We start from the raw sequence: 17,556 nt of genomic DNA, 5'->3' as shown, positions 1-17,556 counted from the left end.
AAGGGCGGTCACCCCTGACGAGGTGACCGCCCTTCAGAACCTACTGCGTTGCCTACTGGTTGTACGGACCGTAGTCGTAGTCCTCCAGCGGCACGGCCTGGCCGGAGCCCGTGCCGAACGGCGAGTAGTCGATGTCGTCGTAGCCGACGGCCGAGTACATCGCGGCCTTGGCCTCCTCGGTCGGCTCCACCCGGATGTTGCGGTAGCGGGACAGACCCGTACCGGCCGGGATGAGCTTACCGATGATGACGTTCTCCTTGAGGCCGATGAGGCTGTCGGACTTGGCGTTGATCGCCGCGTCCGTCAGGACCCTGGTCGTCTCCTGGAAGGAGGCGGCCGACAGCCAGGACTCCGTCGCCAGCGAGGCCTTGGTGATACCCATCAGCTGCGGACGACCGGAGGCCGGGTGACCGCCCTCCTGGACCACACGACGGTTCTCGGTCTCGAACTTCGAGCGCTCGACCAGCTCACCGGGCAGCAGCTCGGCGTCGCCGGACTCGATGATCGTCACCCGGCGCAGCATCTGCCGGATGATGATCTCGATGTGCTTGTCGTGGATCGACACACCCTGCGAGTTGTAGACCTTCTGGACCTCGCCGACCAGGTGGACCTGAACGGCCCGCTGGCCCAGGATGCGCAGCACGTCGTGCGGGTTGGTGGCACCCACGGTGAGCTTCTGGCCCACCTCGACGTGCTCGCCCTCGGACACCAGGAGACGGGCGCGCTTCGAGATCGGGTACGCCGTCTCGTCGCTGCCGTCGTCCGGGGTGACGACGATCTTCTTGGTCTTCTCGGTCTCCTCGATCCGCACCCGGCCGGAGGCCTCGGAGATCGGGGCGACACCCTTCGGGGTACGGGCCTCGAACAGCTCGACGACACGCGGCAGACCCTGGGTGATGTCGTCACCGGCCACACCACCGGTGTGGAAGGTACGCATCGTCAGCTGGGTGCCGGGCTCACCGATGGACTGGGCGGCGATGATGCCGACCGCCTCACCGATGTCGACCAGCTTGCCGGTGGCCAGCGAGCGGCCGTAGCACATGGCGCAGGTGCCGACGGCGGACTCGCAGGTCAGGACCGAGCGGGTCTTGACCTCCTCGACACCGTGGCGGACCAGCTCGTCGATGAGCACGTCACCGAGGTCGGTACCGGCCGGGGCCAGTACCTTGCCGTCGACGACGATGTCCTCGGCGAGGCAGCGCGCGTACACGGACGTCTCGACGTCGTCCGCCTTGATGAGGACGCCCTCGGCGTTGCGCTCGGCGATCGACAGTCGCAGACCGCGCTCGGTGCCGCAGTCCTCCTCGCGGATGATGACGTCCTGGGAGACGTCGACCAGACGACGGGTGAGGTAACCCGAGTCGGCGGTACGCAGGGCGGTGTCCGCCAGACCCTTACGGGCACCGTGCGTGGCGATGAAGTACTCCAGCACGGTGAGACCGTCGCGGTACGACGCCTTGATCGGCCGCGGGATGGTCTCGTTCTTGGCGTTGGACACCAGACCGCGCATACCGGCGATCTGACGCAGCTGCATCATGTTTCCTCGCGCGCCGGACTCGATCATGATGAAGATCGAGTTGGTGCGCGGGAAGTTCGCCTGCATCGCCTCGGCGACCTCGCTGGACGCCTTGTTCCAGATGACGATCAGTTCCTGCGTGCGCTCTTCCTTGGTGACGAGACCACGCTCGAACTGCTTCTGGATCTTCAGCGCCTGGTCCTCGTACCGCTCCAGGATCTGCGGCTTCTCCGGCGGACCGACGATGTCGGAGAAGGCCACGGTGACGCCGGAACGGGTGGCCCAGAAGAAGCCCGCCGCCTTCAGGTTGTCGAGCGTCGCCGCCACGATGACCTTCGGGTAGCGCTCGGCCAGGTCGTTGACGATCTGGGAGAGCTGCTTCTTGCCGACCTCGTAGTCGACGAACGGGTAGTCCTCGGGCAGCAGCTCGTTGAAGAGCGCACGGCCCAGCGTGGTCTTCAGCGTGAAGCTGTCACCCTGCTGCCACTCCGGCTCACCCTCCTCGCGGACCGGCGGGGTCCAGCCGCGCGGCGGGATGGTGCCGACCGGGAAGCGGACGTCGATCTTCGACTGGAGCGACAGCTCGCCCGCGTCGAAGGCCATGATCGCCTCGGCGACGGACGCGAACGCGCGGCCCTCGCCCTTGACCTCACGGGCGTCGCTGTCGGTCGTCAGGAAGTACAGACCCAGCACCATGTCCTGGGTCGGCATCGTCACCGGACGGCCGTCGGCGGGCTTGAGGATGTTGTTCGAGGACAGCATCAGGATGCGGGCCTCGGCCTGCGCCTCCGCGGACAGCGGCAGGTGCACGGCCATCTGGTCACCGTCGAAGTCCGCGTTGAACGCGGTGCAGACGAGCGGGTGGATCTGGATGGCCTTGCCCTCGACCAGCTGCGGCTCGAAGGCCTGGATGCCGAGGCGGTGCAGGGTGGGGGCGCGGTTCAGCAGCACCGGGTGCTCGGCGATGACCTCTTCGAGGACGTCGTACACCACGGTCCGGCCGCGCTCCACCATGCGCTTGGCGCTCTTGATGTTCTGCGCGTGGTTCAGGTCGACCAGCCGCTTCATCACGAACGGCTTGAACAGCTCCAGCGCCATCGCCTTCGGCAGACCGCACTGGTGCAGCTTCAGCTGCGGGCCGACGACGATCACGGAACGCGCCGAGTAGTCGACCCGCTTGCCGAGCAGGTTCTGGCGGAAGCGGCCCTGCTTGCCCTTCAGCATGTCGCTGAGGGACTTCAGCGGGCGGTTGCCGGGACCGGTGACCGGACGGCCACGACGGCCGTTGTCGAACAGCGCGTCCACGGCCTCCTGGAGCATCCGCTTCTCGTTGTTCACGATGATCTCGGGCGCGCCGAGGTCGAGAAGCCGCTTCAGGCGGTTGTTGCGGTTGATGACACGGCGGTACAGGTCGTTCAGGTCGGAGGTCGCGAAGCGGCCACCGTCCAGCTGGACCATCGGACGCAGGTCCGGCGGGATGACCGGCACGCAGTCCAGCACCATGCCCTTGGGGCTGTTGCTGGTCTGGAGGAACGCGGAGACGACCTTCAGGCGCTTGAGCGCACGGGTCTTCTTCTGCCCCTTGCCGGTGCGGATGATCTCGCGGAGCTTCTCGGCCTCCTCGTCGAGGTCGAAGGACTCCAGGCGCTTCTGGAGCGCCGCGGCGCCCATCGAGCCGTCGAAGTAGGTGCCGAAGCGGTCGCGCAGCTCGCGGTAGAGCAGCTCGTCGCCCTCCAGGTCCTGGACCTTGAGGTTCTTGAACCGGTTCCACACCTCGTCGAGGCGGTCGATCTCGCGCTGCGCACGGTCGCGCAGCTGCTTCATCTCACGCTCGGCACCCTCGCGCACCTTGCGGCGCACGTCGGCCTTGGCGCCCTCGGCCTCCAGCTCGGCCAGATCGGTCTCGAGCTTCTTGGCGCGGGCCTCCAGGTCGGCGTCCCGGCGCTGCTCGATCTGCTGACGCTCGACGGAGACATGGGCCTCCAGCGAGGGCAGGTCGCGGGTGCGGCGCTCCTCGTCGACGAACGTGATCATGTACGCCGCGAAGTAGATGACCTTCTCCAGGTCCTTCGGAGCGAGGTCGAGCAGGTAACCGAGGCGCGACGGCACGCCCTTGAAGTACCAGATGTGCGTGACGGGCGCGGCCAGCTCGATGTGGCCCATCCGCTCACGGCGCACCTTGGCGCGCGTGACCTCGACGCCACAGCGCTCGCAGATGATGCCCTTGAAGCGGACGCGCTTGTACTTGCCGCAGTAGCACTCCCAGTCCCGGGTCGGACCGAAGATCTTCTCGCAGAAGAGCCCGTCCTTTTCCGGCTTGAGGGTGCGGTAGTTGATGGTCTCGGGCTTCTTGACCTCGCCGTGGCTCCACTGACGGATGTCGTCAGCGGTGGCCAGGCCGATCCGGAGCTCGTCGAAGAAGTTGACGTCGAGCACTATGCGTCAATCCCTCTCAGGGTTGTAAGTCTTGGGGTCTGATACGGGGGTCCTGGGGCCGGAGACCTCCGGGTGGAGGTCTCCGGAACTCCCGTCAGACCTCTTCGACGCTGCTCGGCTCGCGCCGGGACAGGTCGATGCCGAGCTCCTCCGCAGCGCGGAAGACGTCCTCGTCGGTGTCACGCATTTCGATGGACATACCGTCGCTGGACAGCACCTCCACGTTCAGGCACAGGGACTGCATCTCCTTGATGAGCACCTTGAAGGACTCGGGGATGCCGGGCTCGGGGATGTTCTCGCCCTTGACGATGGCCTCGTAGACCTTCACGCGGCCGGTGACGTCGTCGGACTTGATGGTCAGCAGCTCCTGGAGGGCGTAGGCGGCGCCGTACGCCTCCAGCGCCCACACCTCCATCTCACCGAAGCGCTGGCCACCGAACTGGGCCTTACCACCCAGCGGCTGCTGGGTGATCATCGAGTACGGACCGGTCGAACGGGCGTGCAGCTTGTCGTCGACCAGGTGGTGCAGCTTGAGGATGTACATGTAGCCGACCGAGATCGGGTCCGGGAACGGCTCACCCGAGCGGCCGTCGAACAGCCGCGCCTTGCCGGACGGCTGGACCATGCGGTCACCGTCGCGGTTGGGCAGGGTGTTCTCCAGCAGACCGGTCAGCTCGTCCTCACGGGCGCCGTCGAAGACCGGCGTCGCCACGTTCGTCCGGGGCTCGACCACGTCGGCGCCGATCTGCTGGAGGCGCTGCGCCCATTCGTCCGCGAGGCCGGAGACGTCCCAGCCCTGGCTGGCGAGCCAGCCGAGGTGGATCTCCAGGACCTGCCCCGGGTTCATTCGGGACGGCACACCCAGCGGGTTGAGGATGATGTCGACCGGGGTGCCGTCCTCCAGGAACGGCATGTCCTCGATCGGCAGGATCTTCGAGATGACGCCCTTGTTGCCGTGGCGGCCGGCGAGCTTGTCACCGTCGGTGATCTTGCGCTTCTGCGCGACGTACACGCGCACCAGCTGGTTCACTCCGGGGGGAAGCTCGTCGCCCTCCTCGCGGTCGAAGACGCGTACGCCGATGACCTTGCCGGTCTCGCCGTGCGGCACCTTCAGCGAGGTGTCACGGACCTCACGGGCCTTCTCACCGAAGATCGCGCGCAGCAGGCGCTCCTCCGGGGTCAGCTCGGTCTCACCCTTGGGCGTGACCTTGCCGACGAGGATGTCACCGGCGATGACCTCGGCGCCGATGCGGATGATGCCGCGCTCGTCGAGGTCGGCGAGGACCTCCTCGGAGACGTTCGGGATGTCCCGGGTGATCTCCTCGGGGCCGAGCTTGGTGTCACGGGCGTCGACCTCGTGCTCCTCGATGTGGATCGAGGAGAGGACGTCGTCCTGCACGAGGCGCTGCGACAGGATGATCGCGTCCTCGTAGTTGTGACCCTCCCACGGCATGAACGCGACCAGCAGGTTCTTGCCGAGGGCCATCTCGCCGTGCTGGGTGGCCGGGCCGTCGGCGAGGACCTGGCCCTCGATGACACGGTCGCCCTCGTTGACGATGACCTTCTGGTTGACCGAGGTGCCCTGGTTGGAGCGGGCGAACTTGGCCAGGCGGTACGTGATGTACGTGCCGTCGTCGTTGGTGGTGGTGATGTAGTCCGCGGAGACCTCCTGGACCACACCGGCCTTCTCCGCCTTGACGACGTCACCGGCGTCGACCGCGGAGCGGTACTCCATGCCGGTGCCGACGAGCGGCGACTCCGCCTTGATGAGCGGAACGGCCTGGCGCATCATGTTCGCGCCCATGAGGGCACGGTTGGCGTCGTCGTGCTCCAGGAACGGGATCATGGCGGTCGCGACCGACACCATCTGGCGCGGCGAGACGTCCATGTAGTCGACCTCGTCGCCGGGGACGTAGTCGACCTCGCCGCCGCGGCGGCGCACCAGGACGCGCTCGGAGAAGCGCATGTCCTCGGTGAGCGGCGCGTTGGCCTGCGCGATGACGAAGCGGTCCTCCTCGTCGGCGGTCAGGTAGTCCACCTCGTCGGTGACCTGGCCGTCGACGACCTTGCGGTACGGCGTCTCGACGAAACCGAACGCGTTGACCCGGCCGTAGGAGGCCAGCGAGCCGATCAGACCGATGTTCGGGCCTTCAGGGGTCTCGATGGGGCACATACGGCCGTAGTGCGACGGGTGCACGTCACGGACCTCGAAGCCCGCCCGCTCACGGGAGAGACCACCCGGGCCGAGCGCCGACAGACGGCGCTTGTGGGTGAGCCCCGACAGCGGGTTGTTCTGGTCCATGAACTGCGACAGCTGGCTGGTGCCGAAGAACTCCTTGATGGAGGCGACGACCGGCCGGATGTTGATCAGGGTCTGCGGCGTGATCGCCTCGACGTCCTGGGTCGTCATGCGCTCGCGCACGACGCGCTCCATACGCGCCAGACCCGTACGGACCTGGTTCTGGATCAGTTCGCCGACGCTGCGCAGACGACGGTTGCCGAAGTGGTCGATGTCGTCGGTCTCGACGACGACCTTGTCGCCGTTGTCGCCGACGGTCTCGGTCTCACCGGCGTGCAGCTTCACCAGGTACTTGATCGTCGCGATGATGTCCTCGACGGTCAGGATGCCCGCGTCCAGCGGGGTGTCCGTACCCAGTTTCTTGTTGACCTTGTAGCGGCCGACCTTGGCGAGGTCGTAGCGCTTGGGGTTGAAGTAGAGGTTCTCCAGCAGCGTCTGCGCGGCCTCACGCGTGGGGGGCTCGCCCGGGCGCAGCTTGCGGTAGATGTCGAGCAGCGCGTCGTCCTGGCCCTGGGTGTGGTCCTTCTCCAGGGTGGCACGCATGGACTCGTACTCGCCGAACTCCTCGAGGATCTGCTCGGTGGTCCAGCCGAGCGCCTTCAGCAGGACGGTCACGGACTGCTTGCGCTTGCGGTCGATGCGGACACCGACCATGTCGCGCTTGTCGATCTCCATCTCCAGCCAGGCACCCCGGGACGGGATGATCTTGGCCGAGAAGATGTCCTTGTCGGACGTCTTGTCGATGCTGGAGTCGAAGTACACACCCGGCGAACGAACCAGCTGCGACACCACGACACGCTCGGTGCCGTTGATGACGAAGGTGCCCTTGTTCGTCATGAGCGGGAAGTCGCCCATGAACACGGTCTGGGACTTGATCTCGCCGGTCTCGTTGTTGGTGAACTCGGCGGTGACGAAGAGCGGAGCCGCGTAGGTGAAGTCACGCTCCTTGCACTCGTCGATCGAGTTCTTCGGCGGCTCGAAACGGTGGTCGCGGAAGGTCAGCGACATCGACCCGCTGAAGTCCTCGATCGGGGAGATCTCTTCGAAGATCTCCTCGAGCCCGGACTTGGTGGGGACGTCCTGACCGTTGTCCAGAGCCTGCTCGACGCGAGCCTTCCACGCATCGTTGCCGAGCAGCCAGTCGAAGCTCTCGGTTTGCAGCGCAAGAAGGTTCGGAACCTCGAGGGGCTCCTTGATCTTTGCAAAGGAGATGCGCAGCGGGGCGGTGCTGGCGCCGTTGTTCGTATTCGCGGAGGCAGTGCGCGAGGCGGCCAAGAGGGGGTCCTTCCGAGGGCTCGGACTCACTACGCGCGTACCGGCCCCTCACCGCCGCAGAGAGACAGAGATCCCAGGTCGGGGACGCTTCGGTCGTCAATGCTGAGGCGAGGACAGACCCCTGGTGACGGGCAGGGGGCAGCTAACAGGCAGCGCAAAGGGTCAGTGTAGCCACTTGGCACACTGATGTCCAGTGCGGGTTCCTGAGACCCGTTTTGGCCCTCGTTGTTGTCACCACCTGCGACAAGGCCCTGCCCTCAACGCACGTTGATACTGCCCTCTTCGTCGCCGATCCATGCCTCGGATTCGGATCCTTGTGACGACGCGTCCTGAGAATTGCGCGCTGCGTGCGGTTCGTCAAGGCCCCCCTGCACGAACCCCCTGCCCGAACGGGGCCACCCAGAGACACGACGAAGATCACCATACCCCTCGCGTCCGCGGGTGCAAGGCAACCGTGACCGCACCCCCGGACACGCCGAAGAGCGACCACCCGGATGGATGATCGCTCTTCGGTACCTCGGTGTTACAGCCCGCCGGGGGCCGCGGTCACCTCAGTGGTGTCACTTGACCTCGACGGAGGCGCCGGCGCCCTCGAGGGCCTCCTTGGCCTTGTCGGCGGCGTCCTTCGCGACCTTCTCGAGGACGGGCTTCGGGGCGCCGTCCACCAGGTCCTTGGCCTCCTTCAGGCCGAGCGAGGTCAGCTCACGCACGACCTTGATGACCTGGATCTTCTTGTCGCCGGCGCCGGTGAGGACGACGTCGAACTCGTCCTTCTCCTCGGCGGCCTCGGCGGCGGCGCCACCAGCGGCACCACCGGCGACGACGACCGGCGCGGCAGCGGCGGCGGTGACGTCGAACTTCTCCTCGAAGGCCTTCACGAACTCGGAGAGCTCGATGAGGGTCATCTCCTCGAACTGCGCGAGCAGGTCTTCCTGGCTGAGCTTCGCCATGATGGCGGTCCTTCCACTAATTCGGCAGGTGCCGGATGTACTGGTGTGGCGGGCGTACGTCTGGCCCGCGACGGCCTCCGCGTTCAGGCAGCGGCGGCCGGGGTGCGAGCCGAGTTACTCGGCACCGCCCTGCTCGTCCTGCTTGGCACGGAGCGCGTCCACGGTGCGGACGAGCTTCGAGGGCAGCGCCTGGAAGACGGAGGCAGCCTGGGACTGCTTCGCCTTGAAGGCACCGGCCAGCTTGGACAGCAGAACCTCGCGGGACTCGAGGTCCGCAAGCTTCTTGATCTCGTCGGCGGACAGCGCCTTGCCGTCAAGGACACCGCCCTTGATGACGAGATTCGGGTTGTCCTTGGCGAAGTCACGAAGACCCTTCGCCGACTCCACCGGGTCACCGGTGACGAAGGCGACTGCCGTCGGACCGTTGAACAGGTCGTCCAGCGTCGTGATCCCGGCCTCGTTGGCCGCAATCTTGGTCAGCGTGTTCTTCACCACGGCGTACTGGGCGTTCTCACCGAGCGAACGGCGCAGCTGCTTCAGCTGCGCCACGGTGAGACCGCGGTACTCGGTCAGCACAGCGGCGTTGGAGTTGCGGAACTGGTCCGTCAGCTCGGCAACCGCGGCAGCCTTGTCGGGCCTCGCCATAGAGCCTCGGCCTCCTTCCGGGTGATTCGGACCGCGCGGACCCGAAGGAGGACTGGGTGAAACGAAACGCCCCGGCGCAGGCGCACGGGGCGGACTCGACCGGGCGGGCATACGGGGCTCGTACGCACTCCGGGAGTTCTTCCACTGTCACCTGCGCGGGTCGTCCGCTGTTCAGCGGATCCTTCGGCCACCGTGCCCTCGAACGAGCACACGGCAACGACCAGCGGTCTTTGGCTTCGTGGAGAGAGTACGTGACCGGATCGCTGTCAAGCAAATCCGGTCACGCGGGTGAGGCTCAGCTCTCGGAGGCCGCGGCCTCCTCCATCATCTCCGCGAAGTCGAAGGTGTCCTCGGCGGGCGGGGCCTCGATCTCCACCGGCTGGTTGTAGTCGAGGAAGGTGATGGTCATGTCCAGCGGGCCGCCGTCGGCCTCGCCCTGCATGCGGAACTGCTTGGTGCGGTCCTCACCGTCGATCCACATGTCCATGTCGAGGGTCTCGACACCCATCTTCTCGTACTGCTCGATGCTCTTCTCCCGCTGCTCGCGCAGGGCCTTGCTCTCGCCCTCGTTGCCCTTGCGCAGGTCGTCGAGGCTGACCGTGCCCTTGTAGTGGGTGGTCTTCACACCGTCGATGGTCTCGGTGCCGACCTTCTCCACGTCCTCGGCCCCGGCGAGGAAGCCGGACTCGGCGGCCGGGTTCTGGGTCGTCTGGCCCGCGCCCAGCTCGTCCAGGTTCAGCGGATTGTCCTCGCCGAGCGCGGACAGATCCATCTTCATCCAGCTCTTGCCGTCCATCTCCTTGGCCATCTCGGCGCCGCCGCCGATGTACATGACCTGGTCGAGGAGACGGATCTGCACCTCACCGGAGTCGGTCGGGCTGGGACCCTCCACCGACATGGTCATGTCCATCTCCAGCGGGTCGATGGACATCGAGGCCTCACCCTCGACGGTGCCCTGCTCGGGAACCTCACCGGTCATCTTGTACCGGAGGGACTTGATCTCCTCCGCGTTCTTCGCGGCCGCGGCGACCGCCGCCGCGGGCTCCATCTCCGGCGACTCGCTGTCACCGGAGCAGCCCACCGCTCCGGCGGCCAGCAGCAGCGCGGACACGCCGACGCCTATCGCCCCGCCCCGGGTACGTCGCGTGCGTACGGAAAGACCCATGGGATTCCCCCTAGAAACACCTGTGTGGCACTCAACGAAACGTGAGCGTATCTCAGGGGACTGACAGGGTCCGCACAATTGCCCCCGGCCCTCAGGAGCCCCCGCCACGGCCGTCCAGCAGCTCGGTGAAGTCCACCGTGTCATCCGACGGCGGTCTCTCGACAGAGACCTTCAGGCCGTAGTCGTCGTAGAAGGCGGTCTGCCGCAGCTCCCCCGTCTCCTTGAGCTGGCCCTTCTCCACCTTCTTGACCAGCAGGTTCCGCTCGTCGACCCATATGTCGACGGACTGTGTGACCACCCCGGCGGCGGTGAGCCGCCGCTTCAGGGCGGAGTCGGCCAGCTCCGTCACCGTCAGCGTGCCCGAGAAGCGGGTGGCGGGGCGGCCGTCGACCCGGTCCTCGCCGGCCTTCCGCGCGCTCTCACAGGCCAGCAGCAGCTCCAGGGGCTGGACCGGAGCCGTACGCTCCAGCTCCTCCTTCAGCTGCGCCCCGGAACCGCCCGGAAGCTCGTCCAGGCTGTCGTGGTCGTACCTGACCCAGTGCTTGCCCCGCGCGCGGTCCGCGAAGGCGTCACCGAGCCTGGCGTAGTAGGCGTCGGGCAGCAGCCGCGCCTGCATGGAGACGCTGCCCAGGTCCCGCATGCTCTCGGCGACCTCGCCGCCGGTGTAGGTGAGCGTGAGACGGCCGACGGGGCCGTCCGCCCAGGACAGCGCGCCGGTCGTCTCCATGGACAGGACGCTGCCCATGACCGTCGTGGAGGACACCCGGGCCGATCCGGCCGCCGCGGTGGCCTCCTCCACCGCGCGCAGCGCCTCCCGCACGGCCGCCGGGGCGACCGGGGAACGGCTGGGGGCGGGCGCGGACGTGGAGGTGGTGGGCGTGGGTCTCGTCGGCCGGTCGGCGTCCCCCGGGGAGCCGCACGCGGTCACCAGCACCAGCGCCGCCACGGCGACCGCCCGCCCCATCAGCCCGTACCTCACCGGTGTCCCCCTCGTACGTCCCGTGCCCACCCCCTCACGCTAACCCGCGGGTACGACAACGGGCCCCGCACCTCGGAAGGTTGCGGGGCCCGTCGGCGAATACGCGTGCGCGTGCCGCGGTCGTCGTCAGGATCAGACGGCGGCCGGGTCCTCCTCGACGAGGAGGTTGCGGGTGCGGTTCGGGTCGACCGGGATGCCGGGGCCCATCGTGGTGGTGATGGCGGCCTTCTTGATGTAGCGGCCCTTGGCGGCGGACGGCTTCAGACGGAGGATCTCCTCCAGCGCGGCGCCGTAGTTCTCCACCAGCTTGCTGTCGTCGAAGGACGACTTGCCGATGATGAAGTGCAGGTTCGAGTGCTTGTCGACGCGGAACTCGATCTTGCCGCCCTTGATCTCGGTGACGGCCTTGGCGACGTCGGGGGTGACGGTGCCGGTCTTCGGGTTGGGCATCAGACCACGCGGACCGAGCACCCGGCCGAGGCGGCCGACCTTGCCCATGAGGTCCGGGGTGGCGACGACGGCGTCGAAGTCCAGACGGCCCTTCGCGACCTCGTCGATCAGTTCGTCGGCGCCGACGATGTCGGCGCCCGCGGCACGCGCGGCCTCGGCACGGTCACCGGTCGCGAAGACCAGGACCCGGGCGGTCTTACCGGTGCCGTGCGGGAGGTTCACGGTGCCACGCACCATCTGGTCGGCCTTGCGCGGGTCGACACCCAGACGGAAGGCGACCTCGACGGTGGCGTCGAACTTGGTCGTGGAGGTCTCCTTGGCGAGACGGACGGCCTCGAGCGGGGCGTAGAGCTTCTCCCGGTCGACCTTGGCGTCCGCAGCGCGGAGAGACTTGCTGCGCTTGCTCACTACTGCTCCTGGGTTTGCTGAGGAGTCGTGGTCCGGGCCGAGCAGGCCCTGCCACTCATCTGCTGGTGGGGAGGTTGGGGCTCAGCCCTCGACCGTGACGCCCATGGAACGGGCGGTGCCGGCGATGATCTTCTCGGCGGCGTCCAGGTCGTTGGCGTTGAGGTCGGGCATCTTGGTGGTGGCGATCTCACGGACCTGCTCGCGGGTGATCTTCGCGACCTTGGTCTTGTGCGGCTCGCCGGAGCCCTTCTCCACGCCCGCGGCCTTGAGGATCATCTTGGCGGCCGGCGGGGTCTTCGTGACGAAGGTGAAGGAACGGTCCTCGTAGACCGTGATCTCCACCGGGATGACCCAGCCACGCTGCGACTCGGTCGCGGCGTTGTAGGCCTTGCAGAACTCCATGATGTTCACGCCGTGCTGACCCAGCGCGGGGCCGACCGGCGGGGCCGGGTTGGCGGCACCGGCCTGGATCTGGAGCTTGATGAGCCCCGTGACCTTCTTCTTCTTGGGAGGCATAGCTCTCCGGGTCCTTTCGGTTCGGGTCCTGCCCGCATACGGGGACCACCCGGACGCAGGCATACCGCACAACGATAACGGGTATAGGTGTGCGGCCAAAAACCGCGCAGGTCAGGCGCACGCTCGCACGTTGCCTGACCTGCGCGGAAGCAGTTGCTCCAGAAGGACTAGTTCTTCTGGATCTGGTCGAAGCTCAGCTCGACCGGCGTCTCGCGCCCGAAGATCTCCACCAGACCCTTGACCTTCTTGGAGTCGGCGTTGATCTCGTTGATGGTGGCCTGGAGCGTGGCGAACGGGCCGTCGGTGACGGTGACCGAGTCGCCGACCTCGAAGTCCAGCACCTGGACCTCGACCTTGCGCTGCGGCGCGGGCTTGCCCTCGGCCTCCGCGGCCTCGCGGGCGGCCTTCTCCTCGGCCTCCGGGGCGAGCATCTTGACGATCTCGTCCAGGGTCAGCGGATACGGGTCGTAGGCGTTGCCCACGAAGCCGGTGACACCGGGTGTGTTGCGGACGACGCCCCAGGACTCGTTCGTCAGGTCCATACGGACCAGGACGTAGCCCGGGAGCTTGTTCTGCTTGATCGTCTTGCGGTCGCCGTTCTTGATCTGGACGACCTCTTCCTGCGGCACCTCGGCCTGGAAGATGTAGTCCTCGACGTTCAGCGAGACGGCGCGCTGCTCCAGGTTGGTCTTCACGCGGTTCTCGTAACCGGCGTAGGTGTGGATCACGTACCACTCGCCGGGCAGCGTGCGCAGCTCCTCGCGGAGCTTCTCGACCGGGTCGACGTCGGCCTCGGGCTCCTCGGCCTCCGCCGCCTCCTCGGTCTCGTCCTCGGCGGCGGTGTCCGCAGCCTCGGTCTCGTCGACCTCGTCCGCGTCGCCCGCGACGATGTCGAGATCGTCATCCACGGACTCGACGACGTCCTCGCGAGGCTCCATGGCGTCGTTCACGTTCGGGTCAGACACGGTGGCTGCTTCTTCCTGGATACATACGGGTGGAACACGCGAAAGGGGCGCCGATCACGGCGCCCTTCGCTCCTGGCTCAGCCGAAGACGTACTTGGCTGCGTGGTCGAGCCCATAGTCAATCACGGTCACCAGGCCGATCATCACGACCACGAAGATGATCACGACGGTCGTGTACCTCGTCAGCTGGGTGCGCGTGGGCCAGACGACCTTGCGAAGCTCCGCGACGATCTGGCGGTAGAAGAGAGCGAGGCGCTTCAGCGGGCCCTTCTTGGCGCGCTTGCCACCCTTACGGGTCTTCTTCCTCGACTCGGGAACCTCGTCCTGGGCGTCAGGCGTGTCGAGGGAGCCCACGGCGTCCGACATTCATCCTCACCTGATCCCGGGTCGTGGCCGTGCCGCGCCCGGTCTGAGCCGCACGGCGGTGCAATGCTGTACGTACCTGCGCACACATCCTGGCGGTGTGTGTAGCAGGGCCGGAGGGACTTGAACCCCCAACCGCTGGTTTTGGAGACCAGTGCTCTACCAATTGAGCTACGACCCTTTGTGTCTCCCCCAACGTACCGCATCCGGTCGAGTGCTCGGTGTACACCCGATGAGCGCGGCTCGCTGAAGGCCAACGACGTGAGAGTGTACGTGCTCCCGGCCCGGTCGTCGAACAGAAAGTGCCCGTGGGAGCGTTCCGCGGCGAAAGATCGCCCGACGACGGCGCGATCCGGACGACCATTTCGGACAGTTGTCCACCTGCTTGCCCGGGGCCGCCCAGTCTGTGAAACCCACGTGCCGGGGACATTTCCGGTCTGGAACGATGGGCCCCATGAGCGCTGCAACCCCTCCCACCGAGCGCCGGGTCTCCGCCCGAGTCGGCGCGATCTCCGAGTCCGCCACCCTCGCCGTGGACGCCAAGGCCAAGGCCCTCAAGGCCGCCGGGCGTCCGGTGATCGGCTTCGGCGCGGGCGAGCCCGACTTCCCGACCCCGGACTACATCGTCGAGGCGGCCGTCGAGGCCTGCAAGAACCCCAAGTACCACCGGTACACCCCGGCGGGCGGCCTGCCCGAGCTGAAGGCCGCGATCGCCGCGAAGACGCTGCGTGACTCCGGCTACGAGGTCGACGCGTCCCAGATCCTCGTCACCAACGGCGGCAAGCAGGCCATCTACGAGGCCTTCGCCGCGATCCTCGACCCGGGCGACGAGGTCATCGTCCCGGCCCCGTACTGGACGACGTACCCGGAGTCGATCCGCCTCGCGGGCGGTGTCCCGGTGGAGGTCGTCGCCGACGAGAGCACCGGCTACCGCGTCTCGGTGGAGCAGCTGGAGGCGGCCCGCACCGAGAAGACGAAGGTCGTCCTCTTCGTGTCGCCGTCCAACCCGACCGGCGCCGTCTACACCGAGGCCGAGACCGAGGCGATCGGCCGCTGGGCCGTGGAGCACGGCCTGTGGGTGCTGACCGACGAGATCTACGAGCACCTCGTCTACGGCGACGCGTCGTCCGTCTCGCTGCCCGCGATCCTGCCGGAGCTGCGCGACAAGTGCATTGTCGTCAACGGCGTCGCCAAGACGTATGCGATGACCGGATGGCGGGTGGGCTGGATCATCGGCCCGAAGGACGTCGTCAAGGCCGCGACCAACCTCCAGTCCCACGCCACCTCGAACGTCTCCAACGTCGCCCAGGCAGCGGCGCTCGCGGCGGTCTCCGGCGACCTGGAGGCGGTGGCGAAGATGCGTGAGGCGTTCGACCGGCGCCGCAGGACGATCGTGCGGATGCTCAACGAGATCGACGGTGTGCTCTGCCCGGAGCCCGAGGGCGCGTTCTACGCCTACCCGTCGGTGAAGGCGCTGATCGGCAAGGAGATCCGCGGCAAGCGCCCGCAGGACACCGTCGAGCTGGCCGCGCTGATCCTGGAGGAGGCCGAGGTCGCGGTGGTCCCGGGCGAGGCGTTCGGTACGCCGGGCTATCTGCGGCTGTCGTACGCGCTCGGTGACGAGGACCTGGTGGAGGGCGTGAGCCGGATCCAGAAGCTGCTGGCGGAGGCCCGCGACTGAACCCGTTCCGCGGCGGGGGGCGTCCTTCGGGGCGCCCCCCGTTCGTGTGTGCGAGCAAGACCACGAACGGCGAAAGCGGTTCCGGCGCGGGAGGGACGTACGGCAGGATCACGGAATGGAACGTGTACGTGATGTCTCTGCGCTGCCGAAGGCCCATCTGCACCTGCACTTCACCGGGTCGATGCGACCCGGGACCGTTCTGGAACTGGCCGACAAGTACGGCGTCCGCCTGCCGGAGTCGCTGGCCGAGGCGCTGGTCAGCGGGGAACCGCCGCAGCTGCGGGCCACGGACGAGCGGGGCTGGTTCCGTTTCCAGCGGCTGTACGACGCGGCGCGGTCGTGTCTGAGGCAGCCGGAGGACATCCAGCGGCTGGTGCGGGAGGCCGCCGAGGAGGACCTGAAGGACGGCTCGGGCTGGCTGGAGATCCAGGTCGACCCGACCTCGTACGCGCCCCGTCTGGGCGGGCTGATCCCGGCGCTGGAGATCATCCTGGACGCGGTGGAGACCACGTCCCGGGAGACCGGCCTGGGGATGCGGGTGCTGGTGGCCGCGAACCGGATGAAGCACCCGCTGGACGCCCGGACGCTGGCCCGGCTCGCGGTGCGGTTCGCGGACCGGGGGGTGGTGGGTTTCGGCCTCTCCAACGACGAACGGCGCGGTATGGCCAGGGACTTCGACCGGGCGTTCGCGATCGCGCGGCACGGCGGGCTGCTGTCGGCGCCGCACGGCGGTGAACTCACCGGCCCGGCGTCCGTGCGGGACTGCCTGGACGACCTGGAGGCGAACCGGATCGGCCACGGCGTACGGGCGGCGGAGGACCCCCGGCTTCTGAAACGGCTGGCGGACCGCGGCGTGACCTGCGAGGTCTGCCCGGCGTCGAACGTGGCCCTGGGCGTCTACGAGAAACCGGAGGACGTGCCGCTGCGGAAGCTGTTCGAGGCGGGCGTGCCCCTGGCCCTCGGCGCCGACGACCCCCTCCTCTTCGGCTCGCGGCTGGCCGCCCAGTACGACATCGCCCGCCGGCACCACGCCTTCACGGACCGGGAGCTGGCGGAGCTGGCCCGGCAGTCGGTGCGGGGCTCGGCGGCCCCGGAGGACGTGAAGGCGCGGCTGCTGGCGGGCGTGGACGACTGGCTCGCGGACTGACCGGACGGGGCGCCGACAAGAGCCGGTGGCAGCTCAGGAGCCGGTGGCGGCGATCACCCAGGGCAGGGTGTCCGCGTCGAAGAGGCCGCTGAACAGCTGCTCGGGGACGAGGTTGCCGTCCACCTCCACGGCGGGCGTGCCCTCGGCCGCGGAGGCGTCGAACGCCTCTTGGGAGGCGGTCACGAAGTCGCGGTACTTCATGTCCTTCACGGCCGCGTCGAACTGGGCGCCGCGCAGCCCCGGCACCTCGGAGGCCATGTCGAGCAGAAACTTGTCGGTGTAGCCGTCGGCGAGTTCCTCGGGCTGATGGGTGAAGAGCACGTCGTGGTACTCGACGAACTTGCCCCGCTCCAGTGCGGCCCGCAGCGCGTTGGCGGCCTTCTTGGAGCCGTGGCCGGTGAGCCGGTCGTCGAGGAACGACGCGAACGTGTACTCGGCCCGGACCTCACCGGAGAGGACCAGCTCGCGCAGGGCCCCACCGCCGCCCTCGGTCTCGAACTCCCCGCAGACCGGGCAGCGCATGTCCTCGTACACATGGACGGTGGTCCTCGCCCGCGCGGAGCCCACGCGGATGGTGGTGCCATCGGGCGCGATGCTCTCCGCGATCTCCTCGACGCTGTCGTACATCTCGGCGTCGGGTCGGCCGCCGCCGGTGTCCTCGGTGCCCTGCCCGCACCCAGCGGCGAGCACACCCGCCAGCACGAGCACGGCCGCGGCACGCCACGGCCCGGGTCTCTCCCGCATGTTCCGGTTCCCCTCCCC

The 17,556-nt window shown here is 67.8% G+C and carries 13 protein-coding genes and 1 tRNA gene; 2 read left to right on the top strand and 12 right to left on the bottom strand.

The window, feature by feature from the left end; translation table 11 throughout:
• Nucleotides 1-52: 52 nt before the first annotated feature.
• From KBY47_RS20405 to KBY47_RS20355, 11 genes are all read right to left on the bottom strand, one after another.
• On the bottom strand, nucleotides 53-3,952 hold the full coding sequence (locus tag KBY47_RS20405; RefSeq protein ID WP_210922688.1) for a DNA-directed RNA polymerase subunit beta': 3,900 nt from the start codon (nucleotides 3,950-3,952) through the stop codon (nucleotides 53-55).
• Between the two features lie 94 nt (nucleotides 3,953-4,046).
• Nucleotides 4,047-7,526 (bottom strand): DNA-directed RNA polymerase subunit beta, encoded by a 3,480-nt coding sequence (rpoB, locus tag KBY47_RS20400; protein WP_210922686.1) that lies wholly within the window; start codon nucleotides 7,524-7,526, stop codon nucleotides 4,047-4,049.
• A gap of 560 nt (nucleotides 7,527-8,086) precedes the next feature.
• The gene (rplL, locus tag KBY47_RS20395) at nucleotides 8,087-8,476 is read right to left on the bottom strand and encodes a 50S ribosomal protein L7/L12 (protein ID WP_210922684.1); all 390 of its coding nucleotides are present in this window, start codon (nucleotides 8,474-8,476) and stop codon (nucleotides 8,087-8,089) included.
• Between the two features lie 114 nt (nucleotides 8,477-8,590).
• The gene (gene rplJ / locus KBY47_RS20390; protein ID WP_210922683.1) at nucleotides 8,591-9,121 is read right to left on the bottom strand and encodes a 50S ribosomal protein L10; all 531 of its coding nucleotides are present in this window, start codon (nucleotides 9,119-9,121) and stop codon (nucleotides 8,591-8,593) included.
• Nucleotides 9,122-9,416: 295 nt separating this feature from the next.
• Entirely contained in the window at nucleotides 9,417-10,286 is an 870-nt protein-coding gene (locus KBY47_RS20385) for a DUF1396 domain-containing protein (RefSeq protein ID WP_210922681.1), read from the bottom strand.
• 91 nt (nucleotides 10,287-10,377) lie between these two features.
• The gene (locus KBY47_RS20380; RefSeq protein ID WP_210922788.1) at nucleotides 10,378-11,250 is read right to left on the bottom strand and encodes a hypothetical protein; all 873 of its coding nucleotides are present in this window, start codon (nucleotides 11,248-11,250) and stop codon (nucleotides 10,378-10,380) included.
• Between the two features lie 147 nt (nucleotides 11,251-11,397).
• A complete protein-coding gene (rplA, locus tag KBY47_RS20375) occupies nucleotides 11,398-12,123 on the bottom strand; it encodes a 50S ribosomal protein L1 (RefSeq protein WP_210922679.1) in 726 nt (241 codons plus the stop codon).
• Nucleotides 12,124-12,204: 81 nt separating this feature from the next.
• Nucleotides 12,205-12,639, bottom strand: a complete 435-nt coding sequence (gene rplK / locus KBY47_RS20370) for a 50S ribosomal protein L11 (protein ID WP_073940577.1) — start codon at nucleotides 12,637-12,639, stop codon at nucleotides 12,205-12,207.
• Between the two features lie 167 nt (nucleotides 12,640-12,806).
• Nucleotides 12,807-13,604, bottom strand: a complete 798-nt coding sequence (gene nusG, locus KBY47_RS20365) for a transcription termination/antitermination protein NusG (RefSeq protein WP_210922678.1) — start codon at nucleotides 13,602-13,604, stop codon at nucleotides 12,807-12,809.
• Between the two features lie 77 nt (nucleotides 13,605-13,681).
• On the bottom strand, nucleotides 13,682-13,969 hold the full coding sequence (gene secE / locus KBY47_RS20360; RefSeq protein ID WP_210922676.1) for a preprotein translocase subunit SecE: 288 nt from the start codon (nucleotides 13,967-13,969) through the stop codon (nucleotides 13,682-13,684).
• Nucleotides 13,970-14,074: 105 nt separating this feature from the next.
• Nucleotides 14,075-14,147 (bottom strand) — tRNA-Trp (locus KBY47_RS20355).
• A gap of 273 nt (nucleotides 14,148-14,420) precedes the next feature.
• Here KBY47_RS20355 and KBY47_RS20350 point away from each other — a divergent pair.
• Complete coding sequence (locus KBY47_RS20350; RefSeq protein ID WP_210922674.1) at nucleotides 14,421-15,647, top strand: pyridoxal phosphate-dependent aminotransferase; 1,227 nt, start codon at nucleotides 14,421-14,423, stop codon at nucleotides 15,645-15,647.
• A gap of 115 nt (nucleotides 15,648-15,762) precedes the next feature.
• On the top strand, nucleotides 15,763-16,794 hold the full coding sequence (locus KBY47_RS20345) for an adenosine deaminase (protein WP_210922672.1): 1,032 nt from the start codon (nucleotides 15,763-15,765) through the stop codon (nucleotides 16,792-16,794).
• A gap of 33 nt (nucleotides 16,795-16,827) precedes the next feature.
• Here the strand turns inward: KBY47_RS20345 and KBY47_RS20340 are convergent, their stop codons facing one another.
• Nucleotides 16,828-17,538 carry a thioredoxin domain-containing protein gene (locus KBY47_RS20340; protein WP_210922671.1) on the bottom strand — a complete coding sequence of 237 codons (711 nt, stop codon included), beginning with the start codon at nucleotides 17,536-17,538 and terminating at the stop codon, nucleotides 16,828-16,830.
• Between the last annotated feature and the right edge of the window lie 18 nt (nucleotides 17,539-17,556).

This window comes from Streptomyces sp. B93, assembly GCF_018070565.1.
Classification (GTDB): Bacteria; Actinomycetota; Actinomycetes; order Streptomycetales; family Streptomycetaceae; genus Streptomyces.
This window is presented reverse-complemented; position numbering and strand designations above follow the sequence as displayed.

What these genes read in the sequence shown, in the direction of transcription:
- rplL (WP_210922684.1), bottom strand. Translation starts at nt 8,476, where the DNA reads ATGGCGAAGCTCAGCCAGGAAGACCTGCTCGCGCAGTTCGAGGAGATG.
- rplJ (WP_210922683.1), bottom strand. Translation starts at nt 9,121, where the DNA reads ATGGCGAGGCCCGACAAGGCTGCCGCGGTTGCCGAGCTGACGGACCAG.
- KBY47_RS20385 (WP_210922681.1), bottom strand. Translation starts at nt 10,286, where the DNA reads ATGGGTCTTTCCGTACGCACGCGACGTACCCGGGGCGGGGCGATAGGC.
- KBY47_RS20380 (WP_210922788.1), bottom strand. Translation starts at nt 11,250, where the DNA reads ATGGGGCGGGCGGTCGCCGTGGCGGCGCTGGTGCTGGTGACCGCGTGC.
- rplK (WP_073940577.1), bottom strand. Translation starts at nt 12,639, where the DNA reads ATGCCTCCCAAGAAGAAGAAGGTCACGGGGCTCATCAAGCTCCAGATC.
- secE (WP_210922676.1), bottom strand. Translation starts at nt 13,969, where the DNA reads ATGTCGGACGCCGTGGGCTCCCTCGACACGCCTGACGCCCAGGACGAG.
- KBY47_RS20350 (WP_210922674.1), top strand. Translation starts at nt 14,421, where the DNA reads ATGAGCGCTGCAACCCCTCCCACCGAGCGCCGGGTCTCCGCCCGAGTC.
- KBY47_RS20345 (WP_210922672.1), top strand. Translation starts at nt 15,763, where the DNA reads ATGGAACGTGTACGTGATGTCTCTGCGCTGCCGAAGGCCCATCTGCAC.
- KBY47_RS20340 (WP_210922671.1), bottom strand. Translation starts at nt 17,538, where the DNA reads ATGCGGGAGAGACCCGGGCCGTGGCGTGCCGCGGCCGTGCTCGTGCTG.